General features: G+C 74.1%; 20 protein-coding genes. 10 read left to right on the top strand and 10 right to left on the bottom strand.

Annotated features, from left to right (window positions below):
- Positions 1-35 precede the first annotated feature (35 nt).
- Entirely contained in the window at positions 36-524 is a 489-nt protein-coding gene (locus NLU66_RS15325; RefSeq protein ID WP_259360477.1) for a PH domain-containing protein, read from the bottom strand.
- Between the two features lie 97 nt (positions 525-621).
- Positions 622-3,288, bottom strand: a complete 2,667-nt coding sequence (gene valS / locus NLU66_RS15320; RefSeq protein WP_259360476.1) for a valine--tRNA ligase — start codon at positions 3,286-3,288, stop codon at positions 622-624.
- A gap of 138 nt (positions 3,289-3,426) precedes the next feature.
- On the opposite strand from valS, the gene NLU66_RS15315 reads away from it, so the two are divergent.
- Positions 3,427-4,215 carry a metallophosphoesterase family protein gene (locus NLU66_RS15315; protein WP_259360475.1) on the top strand — a complete coding sequence of 263 codons (789 nt, stop codon included), beginning with the start codon at positions 3,427-3,429 and terminating at the stop codon, positions 4,213-4,215.
- Here the strand turns inward: NLU66_RS15315 and NLU66_RS15310 are convergent.
- From NLU66_RS15310 to NLU66_RS15275, 8 genes are all read right to left on the bottom strand, one after another.
- Positions 4,187-4,768 (bottom strand): GNAT family N-acetyltransferase, encoded by a 582-nt coding sequence (locus NLU66_RS15310; RefSeq protein WP_259360474.1) that lies wholly within the window; start codon positions 4,766-4,768, stop codon positions 4,187-4,189. The two genes, NLU66_RS15315 and NLU66_RS15310, sit on opposite strands and share 29 nt — an antisense overlap.
- Entirely contained in the window at positions 4,765-5,790 is a 1,026-nt protein-coding gene (locus NLU66_RS15305; RefSeq protein WP_259360473.1) for a PLP-dependent cysteine synthase family protein, read from the bottom strand. Before NLU66_RS15305 ends, NLU66_RS15310 begins: the two co-directional genes overlap by 4 nt.
- A 172-nt stretch (positions 5,791-5,962) precedes the next feature.
- On the bottom strand, positions 5,963-6,553 hold the full coding sequence (locus NLU66_RS15300; RefSeq protein ID WP_259360472.1) for a hypothetical protein: 591 nt from the start codon (positions 6,551-6,553) through the stop codon (positions 5,963-5,965).
- A gap of 31 nt (positions 6,554-6,584) precedes the next feature.
- Entirely contained in the window at positions 6,585-7,670 is a 1,086-nt protein-coding gene (locus NLU66_RS15295; RefSeq protein ID WP_259360471.1) for a lipoyl protein ligase domain-containing protein, read from the bottom strand.
- A gap of 65 nt (positions 7,671-7,735) precedes the next feature.
- Positions 7,736-9,091 carry a hypothetical protein gene (locus tag NLU66_RS15290; RefSeq protein ID WP_259360470.1) on the bottom strand — a complete coding sequence of 452 codons (1,356 nt, stop codon included), beginning with the start codon at positions 9,089-9,091 and terminating at the stop codon, positions 7,736-7,738.
- A 60-nt stretch (positions 9,092-9,151) separates the two neighbouring features.
- A complete protein-coding gene (locus NLU66_RS15285; RefSeq protein ID WP_259360469.1) occupies positions 9,152-10,222 on the bottom strand; it encodes an ABC transporter ATP-binding protein in 1,071 nt (356 codons plus the stop codon).
- Positions 10,223-10,224: 2 nt separating this feature from the next.
- A complete protein-coding gene (locus NLU66_RS15280) occupies positions 10,225-11,082 on the bottom strand; it encodes an ABC transporter permease (protein ID WP_259360468.1) in 858 nt (285 codons plus the stop codon).
- Positions 11,075-11,878: an ABC transporter permease gene (locus NLU66_RS15275; RefSeq protein ID WP_416232165.1), complete on the bottom strand. Its 804-nt coding sequence runs from the start codon at positions 11,876-11,878 to the stop codon at positions 11,075-11,077. The genes NLU66_RS15280 and NLU66_RS15275 overlap by 8 nt, the downstream gene beginning before the upstream one ends.
- 125 nt (positions 11,879-12,003) lie before the next feature.
- Here NLU66_RS15275 and NLU66_RS15270 point away from each other — a divergent pair, with 125 nt between their 5' ends.
- The 9 genes from NLU66_RS15270 (at position 12,004) to NLU66_RS15230 (ending at position 22,630) form a co-directional block, all read left to right on the top strand.
- Positions 12,004-13,284, top strand: a complete 1,281-nt coding sequence (locus NLU66_RS15270; protein ID WP_259360466.1) for a dicarboxylate/amino acid:cation symporter — start codon at positions 12,004-12,006, stop codon at positions 13,282-13,284.
- 120 nt (positions 13,285-13,404) lie between these two features.
- Positions 13,405-15,636: a molybdopterin oxidoreductase family protein gene (locus NLU66_RS15265; protein WP_259360465.1), complete on the top strand. Its 2,232-nt coding sequence runs from the start codon at positions 13,405-13,407 to the stop codon at positions 15,634-15,636.
- Positions 15,633-17,111: an FAD-dependent oxidoreductase gene (locus tag NLU66_RS15260; RefSeq protein ID WP_259360464.1), complete on the top strand. Its 1,479-nt coding sequence runs from the start codon at positions 15,633-15,635 to the stop codon at positions 17,109-17,111. The genes NLU66_RS15265 and NLU66_RS15260 overlap by 4 nt, the downstream gene beginning before the upstream one ends.
- A 47-nt stretch (positions 17,112-17,158) precedes the next feature.
- Complete coding sequence (locus tag NLU66_RS15255) at positions 17,159-17,611, top strand: ArsR/SmtB family transcription factor (protein ID WP_259360463.1); 453 nt, start codon at positions 17,159-17,161, stop codon at positions 17,609-17,611.
- Entirely contained in the window at positions 17,611-18,546 is a 936-nt protein-coding gene (locus tag NLU66_RS15250) for a cation diffusion facilitator family transporter (protein ID WP_259360462.1), read from the top strand. The genes NLU66_RS15255 and NLU66_RS15250 overlap by 1 nt, the downstream gene beginning before the upstream one ends.
- 87 nt (positions 18,547-18,633) lie before the next feature.
- The gene (locus NLU66_RS15245) at positions 18,634-19,431 is read left to right on the top strand and encodes an SDR family oxidoreductase (RefSeq protein WP_259360461.1); all 798 of its coding nucleotides are present in this window, start codon (positions 18,634-18,636) and stop codon (positions 19,429-19,431) included.
- A gap of 14 nt (positions 19,432-19,445) precedes the next feature.
- Positions 19,446-21,266 (top strand): ABC transporter ATP-binding protein, encoded by a 1,821-nt coding sequence (locus tag NLU66_RS15240; protein ID WP_416232198.1) that lies wholly within the window; start codon positions 19,446-19,448, stop codon positions 21,264-21,266.
- A 189-nt stretch (positions 21,267-21,455) separates the two neighbouring features.
- A complete protein-coding gene (locus NLU66_RS15235) occupies positions 21,456-21,698 on the top strand; it encodes a hypothetical protein (protein ID WP_259360460.1) in 243 nt (80 codons plus the stop codon).
- Positions 21,699-21,826: 128 nt separating this feature from the next.
- The gene (locus tag NLU66_RS15230; RefSeq protein WP_259360459.1) at positions 21,827-22,630 is read left to right on the top strand and encodes a phosphotransferase; all 804 of its coding nucleotides are present in this window, start codon (positions 21,827-21,829) and stop codon (positions 22,628-22,630) included.
- The last annotated feature ends 43 nt before the right edge of the window (positions 22,631-22,673 follow it).

The following is a 22,673-nucleotide window of genomic DNA, read 5'->3' as shown; positions in this document are numbered from 1 at the left end:
GGGCCCACGCTCAGCACATCCGCGTCCTGGCGGCCTCAGCGCCTCTGACCGTGATGACTCCACCATCCACGGTGCGCGTCCGTGATCGCCTGCGCGGTGCGGAGGTATCCGGCATCGGCGCTGTTGCCGCCCTCGCCCCCGGACATGCTCACCGCGGTGACCGGGACGACGGCGCCGTCCCTCAGGTGCAGACGGACGCTGCGCGGACCGCGGCGGGCTGTCGGGACCTCGACCCCCTGGATCGCGGAGAAGGGCACGGTGCGCGGGGCGCTCGTGAGCGTGCGCCAGGTGACGGCCTCCCCGGTGAGCTCGACCCGGCTGCGCCGTCCCGCGAGATGCAGGAGCAGCCCGGCGACCAGACTGACCGGCACGAACAGCAGCATCAGCAGCACCGCCGCGTCCCCGCTGGTCGCCCAGAGGACCAGGGGGAGCGGGACGAAGAGCACCACCGCGATCAGGGCGACGAACGGGCCGATCCACATCATCATCGTCGCGGCGCCGGAGCGGAACGTCTGGGTCTGCATGAGGTCGAGTCTGTCAGAGCACACGGAGCAGCACATGCCGACGGCGCCCCCTGTGGACAGGAGGCGCCGTCGGGACGCTCAGCGGTGCAGGCCCTGATCAACCCTGGTTGCGCGGCTGCTTCACGGGCGGCTCGCCCAGCTCGGCGTCCTCGGTGCTGATCGCGTCGACGTCGCCGCCGGCGATCTCGAGCGCTTCGATGCGGCCCAGCGCCATGAGGTCACCGCGGGCGGCCTCGAGGTGGCCGGCGGCAGCCTCCGGGGCGCGGAGCGTCACCGAGAGCACGGGCGTCTTCTGGGAGACCTTCGCGTCGGACTTCAGGCGGCGCACGACGATCGCGGCCTGGGCCACGGTGTCCAGCAGCGCGGCGTCCTGCCCCTGGGCGGCGGCGCGCAGCGGCTCCTCCACGGGCCAGGGCTGCGTGTGCACGCTGCCGCCGCGCCACCACGACCACACCTCCTCGGTCGCGAAGACGATCACGGGTGCGAACAGGCGCAGCTGCACCTCGAGCGCGATCGCGAGCGCCGCGCGGGCCGAGTCGGCACCGGCCTGGCCGGAGGGGGCGTTGCCGTGGGCACGCTCCTTGACCAGCTCGATGTAGTCGTCGCAGAACGCCCAGAAGAACGGCTCGACGAGCTCGAGCACCCGCGCGTAGTCCATGTCCTCGAAGGCGGTGGTGGACTGCTCGACGACCTCGGCGAGGTTCGCCAGCAGCGCCCGGTCCAGCGGATCGGTGACGGCGGCCGGGTCCGCGGCGAGGGCGCCCGAGGGATCCGCGGGGGCCTCGCCGAAGCCGAGCGCGAACTTCGAGGCGTTGAGGATCTTGATCGCGAGACGGCGACCGATCTTCATCTGGCCCTCGTCGAACGCGGTGTCCACGCCCTGGCGGGCACGGCCGGCCCAGTAGCGCACGCCGTCGGAGCCGTGCTGCTCGAGCAGACCGATCGGGGTGACGACGTTGCCCTTGGACTTCGACATCTTCTTGCGGTCGGGATCGAGGATCCAGCCGTTGATCGAGGCGTGCTTCCACGGCAGGGCGTCCTGCTGCAGGTGCGAGCGCACGATCGTCGAGAACAGCCAGGTGCGGATGATGTCGTGGCCCTGGGGGCGCAGGTCCATCGGGTACACCTTGGAGAACAGTTCCGGGTCGGAGTTCCAGCCGCCCGCGAGCTGCGGGGTGAGCGAGGAGGTCGCCCAGGTGTCGAGGATGTCGGGGTCCGCGACGAAGCCGCCGGCTTGGCCGCGCTGCTCCTCGGTGAAGCCCTCGGGCACGTCGATCGTGGGGTCGATCGGGAGGCGGTCGACGGACGGGGTGAGCACCGTGTCGTAGTCGGTCTCGCCGTCCGCGCCGACGCCGTACCAGACGGGGAAGGGCACCCCGAAGAAGCGCTGGCGGGAGATCAGCCAGTCGCCGGCGAGGCCCTCGACCCAGTTGCGGTAGCGGGACTCCATGTGCGCCGGGTGCCAGGTCAGCTCGCGGCCGCGGGCGATGAGCTCGTCGCGCAGACCGCCCTCGGAGCCGTCGCGGCCGCCGTTGGTGAGGTACCACTGGCGGGAGGTCACGTACTCGAGCGGCTTGTCGCCGTTCTCGTAGAACTTCACCGGGTGGGAGATCTTCTCGATCTCGCCGGTGAGGTCGCCGGACTCCGTCGCCATCTCCACCACGCGCTTCTGCGCGCTGAACACGGTGAGCCCCGCGAGCTCGGCGTAGTTCGCCTGCCCCTCGGGGGTGGTGATCCACGGGGCCTCGGGCAGGAAGCGGCCGTCGCGGCCGATCACCGAGCGGGTGGGAAGCTCGAGCTCCCGCCACCAGGTGACGTCGTTCGCGTCGCCGAAGGTGCAGATCATCGCGATGCCGGCGCCCTTGTCGGGCTGGGCGAGGGGATGGGCGAGCACGGGCACCTCGACGCCGAACAGTGGCGAGGTGACGGTCGAGCCGAACAGGCCCTGGTAGCGCTCGTCGTCGGGGTGGGCGACGAGGGCCACGCACGCGGGCAGCAGCTCGGGGCGGGTGGTCGCGATGACGACCTTCTCGCCGGAGCCGTCCGTGCGGGTGAAGCCGAGGCGGTGGTACGCGCCGTCGCGGTCGCGGTCCTCCTGCTCCGCCTGGGCGACGGCGGTGCGGTAGGTGACGTCCCACATGGTGGGGGCCTCGGACTGGTAGGCCTGGCCGGCGGCGAGGTTCTCGAGGAACGCCCGCTGGCTCGTGGCGCGGGAGTGGGCGTTGATGGTCTGGTAGCCGTGCTTCCAGTCCACCGAGAGGCCCAGGGTGCGGAAGACGTCCTCGAAGGACTTCTCGTCGATCTCGGTGAGGCGCTCGCACAGCTCGATGAAGTTGCGACGGGAGATCGGCAGCTGGTTCGCGGCCTTCGCGGACTTGTTGTCGCCGCCCTCCTGCGGGGGCGTGAAGTCCGGGTCGTAGGGCAGCGACGGGTCGCAGCGCACCCCGTAGTAGTTCTGCACGCGGCGCTCGGTGGGCAGGCCGTTGTCGTCCCAGCCCAGCGGATAGAAGATGTTCTTCCCGCGCATGCGCTGGTAGCGCACGATCATGTCCGCCTGCGAGTAGCCGAACACGTGGCCCACGTGCAGGGAGCCCGAGGCCGTGGGCGGCGGGGTGTCGACGCTGAACACCTGGTCGCGGGTGGTCTCCGGATCGAAGGCGTAGAGCTTCTGCTCGCTCCATACGCGGTCCCACTTCTCCTCGAGCCCCTCGAGGGAGGGCCGATCGGGGATGGCGGCGGGCTGGCGTGGTGCGGTATCGGTCATGGGGGCCATTGTTCCAGGCCCGCGCCCGCACGCAACGTCGATCCCGCTCCCTGGAGCGTCAGGTGCGCCACGCCCGGGGGAGGAGGGGCGGCCGACGGGTCGCTGCCGCGGTCCCCGGCCCCGCCGTAGCGTGAGCGCATGGCCCTCACCCGCATCGCCCTGGTCTCCGACGTGCACGGCAACCTCACCGCCTACGAGGCGGTCCTCGCGGACATCGCCTCCCGCGGCATCACCCGCGTGATCGACCTCGGCGACGTCGTCGGGAAGGGGCCGCGAGGTGCGGCCTGCGCGGACCTCACCCGGGAGCGCTGCGAGGCGACGGTGCGCGGGAACTGGGAGGTGTTCGTCGCGGGCACCGAGGCGCCCGAGGGGGAGGGGCCCGCGTGGTGGCACGGCGAGCTGGGCGCCGAGCGGCGCGGCTGGCTGCTCGGGCTCCCCGGCAGCCTCGACCTGCGGCTCTCGGGCCGGATCGTGCGGCTCGTGCACGCCTCGCCGATCGACGAGTTCACCCGGGTGCACCGGGACCCGGAACCGGCGACCTTCGCGATGATGTTCGAGCCGACGCCGTTCACCGGGGACGGCCCGTCGGCGGACGTGCTCGCCTACGGCGACATCCACGACGCCTTCCTCGAGGTGCAGGGGGAGCGGACGCTCGTCAACGTCGGCAGCGTCGGCAACCCGCTCGACGGCCCCGTCCCCTCGTACGTGATCCTCGAGGGCGACGACGAGGACGGGCCGGGCGGCGCACCCGCCCCGTTCGGCGTGCAGTTCGTGCGCGTCCCCTACGACGTCGAGGCCGAGATCGCCGTCGCCCACGAGCGGGGCATGCCCGCCGCGGAGGCCTGGGAGATCGAGCTGCGCACGGGGATCTACCGCGGGCGGCACGCGGCGCTCGGGCTCACGACCTCCCGGGCTGCGGCAGGGTGATCCCGAACGCGAGCGAGACGTGCCCGTCGCCGAACTCGCGGACCCGCTCGGTGAGCACCTCGAAGCCCAGGGACTCGTAGAGCCGGTGCGCGGGGTGCATCTGCCCGCCGCTGTTCATCACCACGGCGCTCGCGCCCCGCTCCCACGCGAGGCGCAGCACGTGCTGGGTGAGCGCCCGCCCCACGCCGCGACGGCGGGCCGACGGCGCGACGCCGAGGAGGCGGAAGTCGAGCTCGCCGGGCCGACCGATCGGGGTGATCAGCTCACCCGGTCGTCCCGTCGTCACGGTGCCGAGCAGGGAGCCGTCCTCGGCGTCCACGGCGACCCAGGTCTCGTGGTCCCTCGCCCGCGTGCGCACGTCCAGCAGCACCTGCCGGTAGCGCTCGTCGATCGAGTAGTCGGAGCCGTAGGCGTCGACCAGCAGCGCGGCCGTCGGCTCCAGCTCCTCCGGCGCGATCCGGCGGATCGTGAGCGCGGCCGCGGCCGCGGGATCGGGGCCCGCGGCGCGGGAGGCGGAGGGGGAGTGTGCGCCGACGACGGCGACCCCGGTCATCGCCGCGGCTCCGGGCGGGCGCCGAACACCCCGGCGGAGAGGTAGCGCTCGCCGGTGTCCGCGAGGATCACGACGATCGTCGCGCCCTCGAGCTCGGGCCGCTGGGCGAGCCGAGCGGCGACCTCGAGGTTCGCGCCCGCGGACGGGCCGACCAGCAGACCCTCCTCGTGGAGCGCGGCCCGCGCGGCGGCGTAGGCCTCCGCGGCCTCGACGCCCACGACCTCGTCCACGAGCGCGGCGTCGTAGTTGCCGGGGAGCTGCTCGGGCTCCACGTCGACGACCTTGTGCACGCCGTCGATCTCGTCCGGGTAGGGCGCCTCCTCGGTGGGCACCGAGCCCTCGCCCGGCTCGGCGATGACGACCCGCACCTCGGGCTTGCGCTTCTTGAGGAAACGGCCGGTGCCGGCGGAGGTCCCTCCGGTGCCGACCCCGGCGACGAGCACGTCGACCGCGCCCTCGGTGTCCCGCCAGATCTCCGGGCCGGTGCTCGCGTAGTGCGCGGCGGGGTTCGCGGGGTTGCTCAGCTGATCCGCGATGAAGGCTCCGGGGTTCTCCTCCTGGGCGCGGGCGAACAGGATGTCCAGCGCCTCGGGGTCCAGGAAGAGGCTGTTGGGGACCGTGACGAGCTCGGCGCCGATCGCCTCGAGCAGCAGGTGCTTGTCCGGGCTGATGTTGTCGCCGAGATAGAACTTCGTGCGGTAGCCGCGGCCGGCGGCGATCGCGGCGAGCGCGATCCCGGTGTTCCCGCTCGTGATGTCGACGATGAGGTCCCCGGGGTGGAGGCGGCCCTCCTCCTCCGCGCTGCGGATGATGCCCCAGGCGATGCGGTCCTTCACGCTGCCCAGGGGGTTCTGGAACTCCGCCTTGCCGAGGATCCGTGCGCGGGCCCCGCGCGCGGCGGCGAAGCGGCTCAGCTCGATGAGCGGGGTCCCGCCGATGAGGTCGATGATGCCGCTGGCGATGGGCCGGGCGGCGTCCGTCCCGGCGGCGCCCGCGAGGGGTGCGGTGTCGTGGAGTGTCATGGAGGCTCCCGCTTCTGCTGCGCTGCCGGGGCGCCTGCTGCGCCTCCGGTCGGTGTCGTCACGCTAGGCACGGCGGCACCGGGGGAGCGCGGTTCGTGGCGAAGAATGACCACAGCAGGGATCGGGTCGGGCAGAAGTTGAGCTTATGGGTTGACGTGGGTGTCGGCCCGGCTCACGCAGGGGCGATCCGCAGCGCCTCCGCCCCGTCGCCGGGGGTGGGGAAGCTCGGGCTCAGCGGCACGGCGGCGGCCGGCACGGTGGTGCCGTCGTGGTCGAGCACGCGGAGCGTCGGCCCCCACATCAGGGCGCCGGTCGCCATCACGACCGCCTCGCCGTCGGGCCCCATGAACAGGGCGAACGTCGCGGGGAGGTCCTCGTCGAGGGGCTCGGGAGCCGTCCGGGCGAGAGCGGCGGCTTCGGCATGGCGGAGCCAGAACGCGGAGTCGCAGGGCCGGCACGTGGCTCCCGCGGGGCTGGTCCGGCTCAGCGGATTCAGGAAGACGTCGGCGCCGCCTCGCACGCAGTTCCGCGCATCCTCCGGGGTGAGGCCGGCCTCCCGCAGGGCGCACAGCGCCCCGTCGAGATGGCGGAGGAAGAGGTGCGCGCCGTTCTCGGCGAGGTCGCCCGGTGCCAGGTCCCCGTAGGCGTCGCCGGGGGAGGCGTGGGTCGAGGCATCGGCGGTCAGCCCGGCGAAGGAGCCGGGCGAGAGGCCGCGGCTCAGCAAGTCCGCGCGGGCGCCGGGAAGGAATCGGCGAGCATTCACGTGCACTTCTCCTGGGTCGCGGGCCCGCACATCAGGGGATGCGCGCGGTCCATTCCTCGGTGCCGAACTTGGTGCGCACCAGCTCGCGGGCCGCCTCGAGCTCCGCCTCGGTGTACGCGGAGTCCGTCGTCGCGTAGCGGGAGCGGAAGACGTCCAGGAAGCCGGCGATGATCTCGTCGCGCGGAAGGCCCGTCTGCGAGCGGATCGGGTCCACGCGCTTGTTCGCGCTCTTCGTGCCCTTGTCGGAGAGCTTCTCCCGGCCGATCCGCAGCACCTCACCCATCTTCTGCGCGTCGATGTCGTAGCTCATCGTCACGTGGTGCAGCAGCACGCCGCCGGCGAAGCGGCGCTGGGCGGCGCCGCCGATCTTGCCCTGCTCCGAGGCGATGTCGTTGAGCGGGACGTAGCGGGCCTTCACGCCGATCTCCGCGAGCGCCGCCATGACCCAGTCGTCGAGGTAGGCGTAGGCCTGCTCGAAGCTGAGGCCCTCGACGAGCGAGGTGGGGACCACGAGCGAGTAGGTGATGCAGTTGCCGTGCTCCATGAACATCGCGCCGCCGCCGGTGATGCGGCGCACCACGTCGATGCCGTGGCGGGCGGCGCCCTCGGCGTCGACCTCGTTGCGCAGCGACTGGTAGGAGCCGATCACCACGCACGGCTCGTCCCAGTCCCAGATCCGGAACAGGGGCGCCCGGCGGCCCGCGGCGACCTCGTGGGGGAGCACCTCGTCGAGGGCGACGTGCATCGCGGGCGGCAGCACCTGCGGGCCGATGACGTCGAAGGTGAGGTCGTCCCAGGAGCTCGCCTGGCCCAGGGCGCGGCGGGCGGCGATCGCGACCGCCTCCGCGTCGAAGCCGATCATCTGCACGCCGCCGGGCAGCGCCTCGAGGCGGGTGGTGATCGCGGCGGTGGCGGCGGAGGAGGAGACGTCCGAGGGCAGGCCCACGAGTGCCGCGTCGATCTCCTCGAGCGCATGGTCCGGCTCGAGGAAGAAGTCGCCGAACACGTGGGCGGAGGCGATCCGGCCCTCGTCGATGGTGAGGTCCACCGAGACGAGCTTCCCGCCGCGGACCTTGTACTCCCCGTGCCGCACCGCGGCCCCTGCGCTCTCCGTCATGGCACCATCCTGGCGCACCGGGGCGGCAGGTGGCGGCGTGAGATCGCCGACGGCCGCGCGGATCCTCAGCCGCGCAGGTCGCGCACGGGGATCGTCAGCGAGCGCAGGGCCCGGTGGACCTCCCACACGAAGTCGGAGGTGGACTGGCCCTTCCCGGGCGCGACCGCGTAGGACTCGGGGGCCAGCTCCGCGGTCGCCTCGCGGGTCACGCGCGGCACGAGGGAGGTCCACGGCGCGGCGCCGCCCACCGAGATCCGGTACAGCACCTCGGGGTCGCCGTCGGCCTCGACGAGCCGCAGGGCGAGGGTCGTCGAGGTGAGCGCCGGCTGGCGGCGCGCCGGTGCCAGGGCGAAGCCGCGCTCGGCGAGCAGGGTCGGATGGAACAGGGCCCACAGCAGGAGCCGCGCGCCCTCCGCCTCGGGGGAGACCGCCGTGCCGATCAGCTCCGGGGGATCCGGGAGCAGGGACGGATCGGCCCGCCAGGCGGCGGCGTCGCGGGCGAGCGCGTCGAGCCGCTCCTCGGCCAGCGCGAGCTCGGCAGGGTCCTCGAGGGAGCCGATGCCGAGCGGGATCGGGGTGCGGGTGCCGCGGCGGGCGTGCACGAGGGTGCCGCGATCCGCCTCGCCCAGCTCGAGCCCGGCGCGGGCACGGGTCACGCCGGCCTGCAGGTGCGCGCCCACCTGGCCGCGGCGGGTGGAGAAGCGGGGCGAGGTGTTCAGCAGCTCGCGGCTCGCCCGGCGCAGCAGCTCGAGGTGGCCGTGGAGCTCCTCCGCGACGCGCGGGGAGGTGAGCAGGGCGCGGGCGTCGAGCGGGTACTGGACGACGGGCGAGCCGGCGTTCTCCCCGATCTCCCCGATCGTCTCCCAGAGGTCCTTGTGGCCGGGATCGGCCTTCGCGAGCTTCTTCCCGATGCGGCTCCAGGTGGAGACCACGATCGCGGGCACCGTGGGGGTGGTCGCCTCGAGCTGGGCGGTGGCCTCCGCGGCCGTGCGGCGCTGGGCGTCCGCGTCGTGGCTGCGCACGATGCTGACGATCGCGTCCTGCGGGTCCGGGCCCAGCGCGGCGGCGATGCGCACGAGGCGGGCGGTGCTCAGCGGCGACTGCACGCGCACGGCGACGCCGAGGCGGGCCGCGTCCTCCGCGGCGCCGTCCTCGGGCAGGAGGTCCGCGACGAGATCGGGGGAGGAGCGGCGGGGTCGGGGGTCGGCGACGATCGCGCCGGTCCCGCGCTCGCTGCGCGCGATCGTGCGCAGGAACGCCTCACGGCTGCGCGGCGCCATGAGCACGAACTCGAGCATGTGGCTCAGCATGAGCTCCACATGCGCGGTGTGGTCACGGTGGGAGGCGAGGTCCGGGGAGGAGACGGCCTTGTCCACGGCATAGGTCGTCATCTGGCCGACGGTCGCATACGAGCGGGCCATGGTCCTCCTTCAGGGGCGCGGGCGGGGAGTCGTCCATCATCGCACCACCCGGGGTGTCCCCTATGCCCGGTCCGGCCCCTGGTCGGGCCCGTCGCCCGCCCCGCGAGCCGGTCCCTTCCCCCGCGCGTACACCTGACGCACGAGGTCCTCGATCGCGGGCTCGGTCAGCGCGAGGTCCCGGATGGTCGCCTGCGTGCCGATCGCCTCGAGCAGGGCGGGCACGGTCAGCGAGGTGCCGGAGAAGCGGATGCGGTGGCGGATCCCCTCGGCCTCGACGGCGTCGGTCGCGGCCCCGGCGGGCAGGGTCAGGGCCTCGCGCGGCTCGGCGAGGTCCACGATCAGCTCGCGCGGGGAGTCGAGGTGCTCGCGGAACGCGGTGATCGTGCCGTCGAAGGCGACGCTGCCGTGGTTGACGACCGCGATCCGCTCGCACAGCCGCTCCACGTCGCCCATGTCGTGGGTGGTGAGGAAGAGCGTGGTGCCGCGCTCGGCGCGGTCCTCCTGGAGGAAGCGGCGCAGCCCCTCCTTGGAGACCATGTCCAGCCCGATCGTCGGCTCGTCGAGCACCACGAGCGCGGGGGAGTGCAGCAGCGCGGCGGCGACCTCGCCGCGCATCCGCTGGCCCAGCGACAGCTGGCGCACGGGCCGGTCCAGGAACTCCTCGAGGCCCAGGCCCTCGACGAGCCGCTCGAGCCGCCGCTCCCGGGCGGAGTCGGTGAGGCGGTGCATCGCGGCGAGGATCCGGTAGGACTCGCGCAGCGGCAGGTCCCACCACAGCTGCGAGCGCTGGCCGAAGACGACGCCGATCTCCCGCGCCAGGTGCCGCCGCTCGGGGACCGGCTCGCGGCCCAGCACGCTCACGGTCCCGGAGGTGGGGCGCAGGATGCCGGTCATCATCTTGATCGTCGTCGACTTGCCCGCGCCGTTCGCGCCGACGAAGCCGACGGCCTCCCCGCGGCGCACGGTGAGGGTGAGGTCGTCCACGGCGCGGACGGTGCGCCGCTCTCGGCGCAGGGAGCCGGGGCGACGGCTGCGCACGGCGAAGTCGCGGCGCAGGGCGTCCAGGACGATGGCCGGGGCGTCGTCGGCCGCGGCGGGGGAGTCGGTGATCGAGGTGGGGGACGTGGTCATGGTCAGCCTCCGGCTCCGGTGTAGCGGCGCACCCCGGCGCGCCAGAGCAGCGACGCGAGGGTCCAGGTGAGGATCGCCGCCGGCACCCCGAGCCATCCCGACCACGCCGGGATGAGGGCGGGGCCCGGCAGGTCCAGCAGGGTCAGGGTGGGGGCGTAGGCGATGAGGGTCGCGGGGACGACGAAGGTGAAGAAGGCCCGCAGCGGCAGCGGGAAGACGGCGCCCGGGTTCGTCGCGACGTAGTTGCCGCCGTAGGTGAAGGCGTTCGCGAACTCGCGGCCGTCGACGAGCCAGAACTGCATCGCCCCCGCCATCGTCAGCAGCGCCGCGAACACGGCCGCGCCGGCGAGCGGCGCGGTGACGGCGAGCAGGAGGGTGAGCGGCGTGGGCGAGAACCCGGCGACCACGAGCGCGATCACGTAGGTGGACAGCCCCACCAGGATCCGGCCCAGGCGCCGCAGAGAGAGGTCCATGCTCGAGATCTGCAGCAGCACGGGAAGCGGCCGGATCAGCAGCGTCTCGAGCTTCCCGGAGCGCACCATCGTGGAGAGCCCGTCGATCTCCCCGAAGAAGAGGTCCGCGAGGCCGAAGGCGAGGGCACCGAGGCCGTACACGACCGCCACCTGGGTGAGGGTCATCCCGCCGAGCACCCCGACCTGCGAGAGGATCACCCAGAGCTCGAGGAACTCGGTGCCCACCACGAGCATCTGGCCGAGGACGTCCGCGACGAAGCTCGTGCGGAACGAGGCCTGCGAGCGGATCCGGGACGCGTAGAGCAGGCCCATGACGCGGGGCAGGGAGAGCGGTCGCTCGCCGCGCGGGGACGCGGCGGCGGGAGCGCTGCGGGCGTGATCAGCCACCCTGCACCTCCAGGGAGCGCACGCCGATGCGCAGCATGAGCACGGCGGCGACCGTGAGCACGACCGCCCAGGCCGCCTGCTCGCCCAGCAGCGCGAGCGCCTCGATCGGCGGGATCCGGCCGGAGAGCGCATCGATCGGGGTCTGCACCATCGAGGGGAAGGGGGTCGCGCGGGCGATCGCGGCGAGCCAGTCCGGGAACCAGGCGATCGGGATGAGGAAGCCGGAGAGCAGGTTCATCACCGCCATGTAGACGACGCTCAGCCCGCGCGTCTCGACGAGCCAGAAGGAGGCGAGATTGATCATCGCGTCCCCGAGGAAGGCGACGGTGATCGCGAGCAGCAGGCAGGCGGCGCCCACGAGGTAGGAGAGCGGGTCGCTCGGCAGGGCGAGCCCGGTGAGCAGGGCGCCCACGAGCATCGGAGGCACGCCGCGGGCGAGCAGCAGGAACCCGGCGCGGCCCAGCTTCTGCGCGTAGAACATGCCGAGCAGGTGGGTGGGGCGCAGGAGGTCCACGGCCACGTCGCCCTGGTGCACGCGCTGGGAGATCTCGCGGGTGCCGAAGGCCTCGATGGGGGCGAGCAGCGCCTGCCCGAGCCACACATAGGTCGCGGCCTGGAGGGCGTCGTAGCCGCGCAGCTCCCCGCCGGCGGCATGGATCGCGGCGAGCAGGATCGAGGCGCGGATCAGCCCGAAGATCGAGTTGGTGAACACTCCCGCGGCCGTCGCCATGCGGTAGGTGGAGTACTGCCGGAAGGAGGCGCGGGCGACACTCCAGTAGGCAGACACTCGCGGCATAGTACGCAGTCGTGGCGCCGGTCACAAGGGGGTGCGGGAGGGAATCCGCGGATTCCCCTGCGGGCGGCTCCCGCCCCCGCCTACCCTGACCCGGTCCCCGCCCCCGCACGGAACCGGATCCCCGTATGACCTCCTCCGTCCCCGCGCCCGCACCCTTCGGCGCGCCCGACGCCGCCGGCGACCCCGCCGGCCCCACCCGCCGCAGCCGGTTCGGCCTGCTCCCGCGCATCCTCGTCGCGATCGTCCTGGGCGTGCTCCTGGGCCTCGTCATGCCCGAGGCGATCGCCCGGGTCTTCACGACCTTCAACGGGATCTTCTCGAACTTCCTGGGCTTCCTCATCCCGCTGATCATCGTGGGCCTCGTGACCCCGGCGATCGCGGAGCTCGGCCGCGGCGCCGGGAAGATGCTCGCCGCGACCACCGGCATCGCCTACCTCTCCACGATCCTCGCAGGAGGCTTCGCGCTCACCGTCGCGCTGCTCGTGCTGCCACGCATGCTCGACGGGGTCAGCGTCGGCTCCCTCGACAACCCCGAGGACTCCGCGATCGCCCCGTACTTCGCGATCGAGATCCCGCCGGTGTTCGACGTCATGACCGCGCTCGTGCTGAGCTTCTGCCTCGGCATCGGTCTCACGGTCGTGCGCCCCGGCGCGCTGCAGGAGTCCTTCGTGCAGCTGCGGGACATCGTCGTGAGGATCATCGAGGTGGCGCTGATCCCGCTGCTGCCGATCTACATCTTCGGCATGTTCCTGGGTCTGACGATGAACGGCCAGATCTGGATCGTCATCGGCACCTTCCTCGCGGTCATCGTGCTCGTGTTCGCGATGACGATCGTCGTGCTGCTGGCCCAGTACGGCGTCGCGGGCCTCGCGACCGGCCAGAACCCGCTGCGCATGCTCGGCCGGATGGCGCCCGCGTACGCGACCGCGCTCGGCACGAGCTCCTCCGCGGCGACGATCCCCGTGACCCTCGAGTGCACGAAGCGCAACGGCGTGCCCGCGGCGATCGCGGACTTCGTGGTGCCGCTGTGCGCGACGATCCACCTCGCCGGCTCCACCCTGAAGATCACCACCTTCTCGGTGGCGATCATGATCATCACCGGCATGGACCTGAACCTGCCCGTGCTGATCGGCTTCGTGTTCATGCTGGGCGTCGTCATGATCGCGGCGCCGGGCGTGCCGGGCGGGGCGATCATGGCCGCCGCCGGGATCCTCTCCTCGATGCTGGGCTTCGGGGAGGCCGCGGTGGGTCTCATGATCGCGAGCTACATCGCGATCGACTCCTTCGGCACCGCGACGAACGTGACCGGCGACGGTGCGATCGCCGCGGTCATGGGGCGCCTGTCCCGGGGCCGCGTCTCGGGGGACCTCTCGGTCGACGAGGCCCCGCACGTCCAGGGCGTCTGAGCGCAGCGGCGGCGGCCCGGGCGGCGAGATCGCAGGGCCTCCGTGACCGGATCGTGACCCGGCGTCCCGGGCGGTGACCCGGGGCCGACGCCACCCCGCCCTGCCGCGCACGCTCGGCCCATGCCGAGCACTCCGAGCGCCCCTGCGGGCTCCGTCCCCGCGGGCACCACTCCTGCGGGCAGTGCCTCGTCGGGGACGGCGACGCACTGCCCCTACTGCGCGCTCCAGTGCGCGCAGACGCTCACCCCCGTCGAGGGAGGCGGGGCCGACGGCGCCCCCGTGCTCACCGTCGAGGGCCGGGACTTCCCCACGAACCAGGGCGGGCTGTGCCGCAAGGGATGGACCTCCGCGGAGGTCCTCACCGCCCCGGACCGGCTCACCGTCCCGCAGCTGCGCGGCGCGGACGGGGTGCTGCGCGAGGTGAGCTGGGACGCGGCCCTCGACCACGTCGCGACCCATCTGCGCGAGCAGCGGGAGCGCCGCGGGGCGGATGCCGTCGCCGTGTTCGGCGGCGGCGGGCTCACCAACGAGAAGGCCTACGCGCTCGGCAAGTTCACGCGGGTCGTGCTCGGCTCGCGGCTCATCGACTACAACGGCCGCTTCTGCATGTCCGCCGCGGCGACCGCCTCCAACCGCTCCCTGGGCCTGGACCGCGGCCTGCCCTTCCCGCTGCCGGACCTCGCCGGCGCGGACTGCGTGCTGCTGCTCGGCTCGAACCTCGCCGCGACCATGCCTCCCTTCGTCCAGCACCTCGAGGGCGTGCGCTCCCGCGGCGGCCTCGTCGTCACGGACCCGCGCGGATCGGCGACGGCCGCCCTGACCGCGGAGGGCGCCGGCGTGTATCTCGCCCCGGTGCCCGGCACGGACCTCGTGGTGCTGCTGGCCCTCCTCCACGTGGTGCTCGCGGAGGACCTCGTGGACCACGAGTACGTCGCCGCGCGCACCACGGGCCTCGCGTCGCTCCGGGCGAGCGCCGCCGCCTGGTGGCCCGAGCGCGCGGAGGCCGTGTGCGGGGTCCCCGCCCGGCGACTGCGGCAGGTCGCGCGGATGCTCGCCGACGCCTCCCCGTCCCGCGGCGGCCGCGGCGCCTACGTGCTCACCGGTCGCGGGGTCGAGCAGTCCACCCAGGGCACCGCGACCGTCACCGCCGCGATCGACCTCGCCCTGCTGCTGGGCCTCGTGGGCCGTCGCGGCTCCGGCTACGGGCCGCTCACCGGCCAGGGCAACGGGCAGGGCGGCCGTGAGCACGGGCTCAAGGCGGATCAGCTGCCCGGCTACCGGAAGATCACCGATCCGGAGGAGCGCGCGCACGTCGCGGCCGTCTGGGGCGTGGACCCGGAGTCCCTGCCCGGCCCGGGCGTCCCCGCGGTCGAGCTGCTCGACATGCTCGGCACGGCGGGCGGCCCCTCCGCGCTGATCGTGTGCGGGGCGAACCCCGTCGTCTCGGCGCCGGACGTCTCCCGGGTGCGGGAGCGGCTCGCCGCGCTCGACCTGCTCGTCGTCCTGGACACCGTCCCCTCGGAGACGGCGCTGCTGGCCGACGTCCTCCTCCCCGTCACCCAGTGGGCGGAGGAGGAGGGCACGATGACGAACCTCGAGGGCCGCGTGATCCGCCGCCGCCGGGCGCGGGAGGCCCCGGGCGGGGCGCGCAGCGAGCTGTGGATCCTCCGCGAGCTCGCCGCGCGGCTCGGCGTGCCCCGCGGCTTCCCGGCCGAGGCCTCCGTCGTGTTCGACGAGCTCGCCCGGGCCTCCGCGGGCGGCCGCGCCGACTACTCCGGCCTCAGCCACGAGCGGCTGGACCGCGAGGGATCGATGCACTGGCCCGTCCCCGCTCCGGACCATCCGGGGACGCCGCACGCGCTGCTCGACGGCTTCCCGACGGCCGACGGCCGTGCCCGCCTGATCCCGGTGACGCACGAGGACCCGGCCGATCCGCTCCGGGCGGACGCCCCGCTGCACCTGGTCACGGGGCGCCTTCTCGAGCAGTACCAGTCCGGGGCGCAGACCCGCCGGGTGCCCTCCCTGCTCGCCGCGCGACCCGCGGCCTTCGCCCAGATGCACCCCCTGCTCGCGGACCTCCTCGGCATCGAGGACGGCGAGGAGGTGCTGCTGCGCACCCGCAGCGGCGAGCTGCGGGTGCCGGCGGAGGTCACCGAGGAGATCCGGCCGGACACCGTCTTCATGCCCTTCCACTACCCCGGGGAGGGGAGCGCGAACCTGCTCACGGGCGGCGCGACCGATCCGCTCTCCGGCATGCCCGGCTTCAAGGTGACGGCGCTCGAGGTGCTCCCCGCGCCCCGGCCCGTCCCCACCCCCGATGTGGTCACCGTCCAGCAGAGGAGCGCCGTATGAGGATCGTCGTGATCGGCCACGGCATGGTCGGCTCCCGGGTCGCCGCGGATCTCGCGGCGGCGGATCCGCAGGCCCGCCTGACGGTGCTCGGCCAGGAGGACCACGACCCCTACAACCGGGTCCAGCTCTCCTCGGTGGTCGCCGGGAAGGCGGATCCCGCCGCGCTCGCCCTCGAGCAGGTGGGGCCGGAGCGGGCGCGTGTGCTGCGCGGCGTGCGGGCCGTGCGCATCGACCGGGCCTCGCACCTGGTCCATGACGAGCTCGGCGAGGCGCACCCCTACGACCGCCTGGTGCTCGCGACGGGCTCCGCGGCCCGGATCCCCGACGTCCCCGGGCTGCGCGCACCCGGGGGCGTGGCGGAGGAGTCGACGCTGGTGGACGGCGTGAGCCCATTGAAGGACCTCGACGACGCGGAGCGGATCCTCCGCCGCTGCGAGGGCGGCGGCGAGGTCGTCGTCCTCGGTGCGGGCGTGCTCGGCATCGAGGTCGCCACGGGACTCGCCGGCCGCGGGGCGCGGGTGACCCTCGTCCATCACCGCGAGCGGCTCATGGAGCGGCAGCTGGACCGCGACGCCTCGGAGATCGTGCACGGCGCGCTCGAGACGCTCGGCATCACCGTGGTCACCTCGGCGAGCGCGACGCGCGTCGACGCGCCGGAGGGTCGTCTCGAGACGGTGCACCTCTCCGACGGCTCGGCGCGGCCCGCGGGCCTCCTCGTGCTGTGCACGGGCACCGTGCCGCAGACGGCGCTCGCCGCGGCGGCGGGCCTCGAGTGCGGGACGGGGGTCCTGGTGGGGGAGGACCTCGCCTGCCCGGGGGACCCGGACGTCTTCGCGATCGGCGACTGCGCCCAGCCGCCCGAGGGGGCGAGCGGGCTCGTCGCCCAGGGCTGGGAGCAGGCGCGCCGGCTCGTCGAGTCCTGGCGCCCGCGGGCGCAGGAGGCATCGGTGCCCGTGCCGGCGCGCGGGACGGGCGGGGACCTGGTGCGGGTCAAGGCGGTGGGCCTCGCGCTCGTGACCATGGGCCGCATCGAGCGGCCGGGGCCCGGCCTGCACGCCCCGCGGTCCGTGCGGCTCGCCGATCCCTCCGGCGGTCGCTTCACCGAGGTGGTCGTGCACGAGGGGCGTCTCGTCGCGGCGACGATCGTGGGGGACGAGGACGCCGCGGCGGAGCTCAGCGCCGCGTTCACCCTGCGCACCCCGGTCCCGCGGGACCCGGTGCACCTGCTCGCCCGTCCGCTCGCCGCGCGGGCCGCGGCCCCGGCGGCCTCCGTGGCGGACATGGCGGAGGAGGACGTGCTGTGCCAGTGCAACGGGGTCACCAAGGGGAGCGTGTGCGCGGCGGTCGCGGGCGGCTGCGGGAGCACGGCGGAGGTCTCGCGGGCCACGCGCGCGGGCACCGGCTGCGGCACCTGCCGCTCCCGGATCCAGGAGCTGCTGGACGCCTCCCGCGACCGGGAGCCCGCTCCCGTGTGAGCGGAGCCCCCTTGCCCTCGTGGGAGGGCTGCTCCTACCCTTGACGTATGAACATCTCGTCAGGTGATCAGGTGGCAGGGGTCGGCCCCGGCTCCCCCGTCGGCCCCGGCTCAGCGGTCGCTGACGCAGCGGTCGCAGATTCCGTGGACCCCGCCGCCGTCGAGCACGCCCGCGCGCACCTGCCGGCGCCCGCCGCGGTCGCGGACGTCGCGGACGTCCTCTCCCTCCTCGGCGAGCCGCACCGTCTCACTCTCCTGCTCGCCCTGCGCGGCGGGGAGCTGTGCGTCCACGACCTCGCCCTCACGGCCGGCCAGTCCGAGTCCGCGACCTCGCACGCGCTGAAGCTGCTGCGCGCCCACCGCGTCGTGACCCCTCGCCGCGAGGGGCGCCGCATGTACTACCGGCTCGAGGACCCGCACGTCCTCGAGCTGCTGGACCTCGCCCTCACCCACACGGCGCACTCGCCGCTGCGCCATCCCGAGCGCGGGGAGGGAGCCTGATGGGACACAGCCACGGCCACGGCCACAGCCACACCCACGGCGGAGGTGCGGAGGCGCTCAGCGCCGGCGGCCGCCATCGCTCCCGCCTCGCGATCGCCCTGGTGCTGATCGGTGGCTTCTTCGTCGTCGAGCTCGTCACCGCCCTGCTCACCGGATCGCTCTCGCTGCTCTCCGACGCCGGGCACATGGCCGCGGACGTCCTCACCCTCGCCGCCGCGCTCGGCGCCGCGACCGTCGCCGGCCGCGGGGACCGCAGCGGGCGCCGCAGCTTCGGCCTCTACCGGATCGAGGTCTTCGCCTCCCTCTTCGCCGTGCTCGTCATGCTCGCCGTCGCCGCCTGGGTGCTCATCGAGGCGATCGGGCGGCTCGGGACCGCACCGGAGATCGGCACCACCGGCATGCTCGTCGTCGGCGCGCTCGGACTCGCCGTGAACCTCGTGGTCATGCGGATCCTCTCCGGCGGCGCGCGGGAGAGCCTCGCCGTGAAGGGCGCCTATCTCGAGGTCCTCGCGGACACCGTCGGCTCGATCGGCGTCGTCGTCGCCGGGGTGCTCGTCGCGCTCACCGGCAGCGCCCTCGCGGACACGGTCGTCGCCCTCGCGATCGGCGCCTTCGTCGCCGTGCGCGCCGTGATGCTGGGCCGTGAGGTGCTCGGCGTGCTCGCCCAGGAGACGCCCCGCCACCTCGACCCCGCGACGGTGCAGACGGATCTCGCCGCCCTGGACGGCGTCACCGAGGTGCACGACCTGCACCTGTGGACCCTCACCTCGGGCATGGACGTCGCGACCGCCCACCTCCGTGTCGAGGAGCGGGCCGACGCCCACGGCGTGCTCGACGCCGCCCAGGAGCTGCTCCGCACCCGCCACGGTCTCGAGCACTGCACGCTCCAGATCGAGCCCGAGGCCCACCGCACGGACGAGGAGTCCGCGTGGTGACCCGCGCGCCCGCCGTCCCGCCCGCGCGGCCCCGCGCCGCCGGGACACCGGCGCCGCGCGCCGCCCCTGCGACGTAGGCTCGGCGCCATGACCTCCGCCGCTGCCGCAGACCGCCCCGCCCCGTCCTCCGCGCCCCTGACCGCCGTCGTCACCGGCGCCTCCTCCGGCATCGGCCGCGCGACCGCCGCCCGCCTCGTCGCCGACGGCTGGCGCGTGCTCGCGATCGCCCGCCGCGAGGAGCGCCTCGCCGCCCTCGCCGAGGAGACCGGCTGCGAGGTGCTCGCCGTCGACGTCACCTCCGACGAGTCCGTCGCCGCCCTCACCGACCGCGTCGAGGAGCTCTTCGGCGGCACGCTCAACGCCGTCGTCCACGTCGCCGGCGGCGCCCTCGGCGTCGAGCCCGCGGCGGAGGCGGACCTCGACAAGTGGCAGGGCATGTACGAGACCAACGTGCTCGGCGCCGTGCGCGTGACCCGCGCCCTGCTGCCCGCCGTGCGCCGCAGCGGCCGCGGCGACCTCCTCTTCCTCACCTCCGTCGCCGGCCACGAGGCCTACCCCGGCGGGTCCGGCTACAACGCCGCGAAGGCCGGAGAGCACATGCTCGCCGCCGCCCTCCGGCTCGAGCTGAACGGGGAGCCGATCCGCATCATCGAGATCGCCCCCGGCATGGTCCGCACCGAGGAGTTCTCCCTCGTGCGCCTCGGCGACCAGGGGAAGGCCGACGCCGTCTACGACGGGGTCGAGAACCCGCTCACCGCCGAGGACTGCGCGGACGTCCTCTCCTACGCGCTGAACGCCCCGCACCACGTGAACCTCGACCTCGTGACCGTGCGCCCCCTCGCCCAGGCGGCCGCCCACCGCGTGGCCCGGCACCAGGGGCTGTGACGGTCCATCCCGGCATGGGCGGGCCCGGCATGGGCGGCGGCGGAGGCGGTCGCGGGGGCCCCGAGCTGCGCCTCGCCCCCGGGCAGAAGGCGGACGTCCGACGGGTGCTCGCGCTGTTCCGGCCCTACCGTCGGACCCTGCTCGCGGTGCTCGCGCTCATCGCCCTCGGCGCCGCCGCCGGCGTGGTCTCCCCGTTCCTCGTGCGGGAGATCGTCGACGTCGCCCTGCCCGATCGTCGCGAGGACCTCCTGCTGTACGCCGTCGGCGGGCTGATCGCCGTCACGATCGTCTCGAGCGCCCTCGGCGTCACCCAGGCGATGCTCTCCACCCGCGTCGGGCAGTCCGTCATGCACGACCTCCGCGTCGCCGTCTACGGGCACCTCCAGCGGATGGGCCTCGGCTTCTTCACCCGCACCCGCACCGGCGAGATCCAGTCCCGGATCTTCTCCGACATCGGCTCCATGCAGGCCGTCGTCACGAACGTCATGACCCAGATCGTCTCGAGCGGCGCCGGGATCCTCATGGCGGTCGTCGCGATGCTCGCCCTGGACTGGCGGCTCACGCTCTTCTCGCTCATCGCGCTGCCCTTCGCCGTGTGGATGAACCGCCGCGTGGGCTCGCGCCGCCGCGTGATCGTCAAGCAGCGCCAGGAGAAGGCCGCGGACCTCTCCGCCGGGATCCAGGAGTCCCTCTCCGTCTCCGGCATCCTGCTGGGGCTCACCATGGGCCGCACCCGGGCGCTCGTGGACGCCTTCACCGCCGACTCCCGCGGCCTCGCGGACCTCGAGGTGCGCTCCGAGATGGCGGGCCGCTGGCACATGGCCGTCTTCACGACCCTCATGGCCCTGTTCCCCGCGCTCACCTATCTCCTCGGCGGGCACCTGCTGCTCGCCGGCGGCGGCGTCACGATCGGCACCCTCGTCGCCTTCATCGCCCTCCAGTCGAGTCTGTTCCCCCAGGTGAACGGCATGCTCCGGGTCGCGGCGCAGGTGAACTCCTCGCTCGCCCTGTTCACCCGGGTCTTCGAGTACCTCGACGCGCCGCTCACCGTGGTCGACGCCCCCGGCGCGGTCGCCCTGGACCCCGCGCAGGTGCGCGGCGAGATCCGCCTCGAGCACGTCGACTTCACCTACCCCGGTGCGGAGTCCCCGTCCCTGCACGACATCGACCTCACGATCCCCGCGGGCCGGCACACGGCGCTCGTGGGCACCACCGGCTCCGGGAAGACCTCCACCGGCTACCTGCTCGCCCGGCTCTACGACCCGAGCGGCGGGCGGATCACCCTGGACGGCCACGACCTGCGGGAGCTGACCCGCGAGTCGCTCGCCGCGAGCCTCGGCGTCGTCACCCAGGAGACCTACCTGCTGCACGCGAGCATCGCGGAGAACCTGCGCTTCGCCCGCCCCGGCGCGAGCGACGCCGAGCTCGTCGCCGCGTGCGAGATTGCCCAGATCCACGAGCACATCTCCTCCCTCCCGGACGGCTACGCGACCGTGGTGGGGGAGCGCGGCTACCGCTTCTCCGGCGGCGAGAAGCAGCGCCTCGCCCTGGCCCGCACGATCCTGCGGGACCCGCCCGTGCTGCTCCTGGACGAGGCGACCTCCGCGCTGGACACCGCGACCGAGCGCGCCATGTCCGGGGCGCTCGACGCCGTCTCCCGCGGCCGCACCGTCATCTCGATCGCCCACCGGCTCTCCACCATCCGCGACGCGGACCAGATCGTCGTCCTCTCCCACGGCCGGATCGTCGAGCGCGGCACCTACGCCGAGCTGCTCGCCGCGGGCGGCTCCTTCGCGGAGCTCGCCGCGCGGGACACGGACCCCGCGGAGCGCTGAGGGCGCGGTGCGATGATCCGGCGGGAGCGTGCCCGCGGCGGCCGCTCCCGTGCCGGACGTACGACGAAAGGATGACGGCGTCTCCTCCGGCGAGGGGATGACCGGGGCGGCGGGGGCGAGGAGGATCGGGTCATGTCGCCCGTCCCCGAGCCTCCCGGCCCGAGGAACCCTGCTGTCGACGAGGACACCATGACCACGCTCACGCACCACCAGGACCCGGACCTCCGCGAGGGGGAGACGCTCGCCCGCGGGGGCCGCCGCGCCATGGGCCGTCCGCTGCTCTTCGCCGTCCTGCTCAGCGTCGCCTCGCTCGTCGTGCTCGGGCTGCTCGTCGCCGGGCCGGCCCTGCCGCTCGCGGCCGCGATGCCCGTCGCCGGCGGCGCCGCGGTGCTCGTGATCCTCGCCTGGGCGCTCGCCGGACCCCGCCTCTGACGACGCAGCCTCTGACGACCCTGCCGTCGGCGACGTCGACGACGCAGCCGTCGAACGCTCAGCCGCCGGCGACGTCGCCCCCGACACCACCACGTCGGGGCGTGCCGGGCCGCCGCTACGCTCCCGGTATGGAACCGGAGATCCCGCTCGCGGGCGGGAACGCCAGCGCGGGCGTCGTGCGGGTGGGGGACACCGTCCGCAAGCCCTGGACGTCGCACTCGCCAGGGGTGCTCGCGCTCATGGGCACGCTGCGGGACCGCGGCGTGGACCTGCCGGCACCGCTCGGGCAGGACGAGCAGGGCCGCATGGTGACCGAGTACGTGCCCGGCGCCCTCGCGATGGACTCCCCGGCGCTCACCCGCGCGCAGCTCGCCGAGGTCGGGGCCATGGTGCGCGGCATCCACGATGCCTGCGCGGGCCTGAGCGCACAGGAGCTGGGCCTCGGGCCGGCCCTGATCCCCGTCCCCGACGCGGACCTCGTCTGCCACGGGGACCTCACCCCCTGGAACCTCGTGCTCGGTCCGCGGTGGGTCTTCATCGACTGGGACGGCGCGGCGTCGAGCACCCGCGCCTGGGACCTCGCCTACTCCGCGCAGGCCTTCACGCTCAACGACGTCACCGCCGATCCGCACCACGCCGCCGAGGACCTCCGCGCCTTCGTGCTCGGCATCGGGGACGGTGCAGACGGGGCCGATGGCACCGACGGGAGGACCGGCCGGGGCTACGACGCCGACGCCGCGCTGCGGGCCGAGCTCGCGGCCCTGCTCCCGCGCCGGGCGCAGGCGATGCACGACCACCTCGAGCGCGCCCACCGCAGCGGCTGGGAGCCGTGGGGCTCGATGTTCCTCGAGGGCCACGGCGCGCACTGGGCGGGCGTGGCCGCGCACCTCGAGCGGCACGAGGAGCTCTGGCGCGACGCGCTCTGCTCCTGAGCCGAGCCGAGCCGAGCCGAGCCCGCCTCGCCATCGGAGCCCA

It is taken from the genome of Brachybacterium sp. NBEC-018 (assembly GCF_024860185.1).
Classification (GTDB): domain Bacteria; phylum Actinomycetota; class Actinomycetes; order Actinomycetales; family Dermabacteraceae; genus Brachybacterium; species Brachybacterium rhamnosum.
This window is presented reverse-complemented; position numbering and strand designations above follow the sequence as displayed.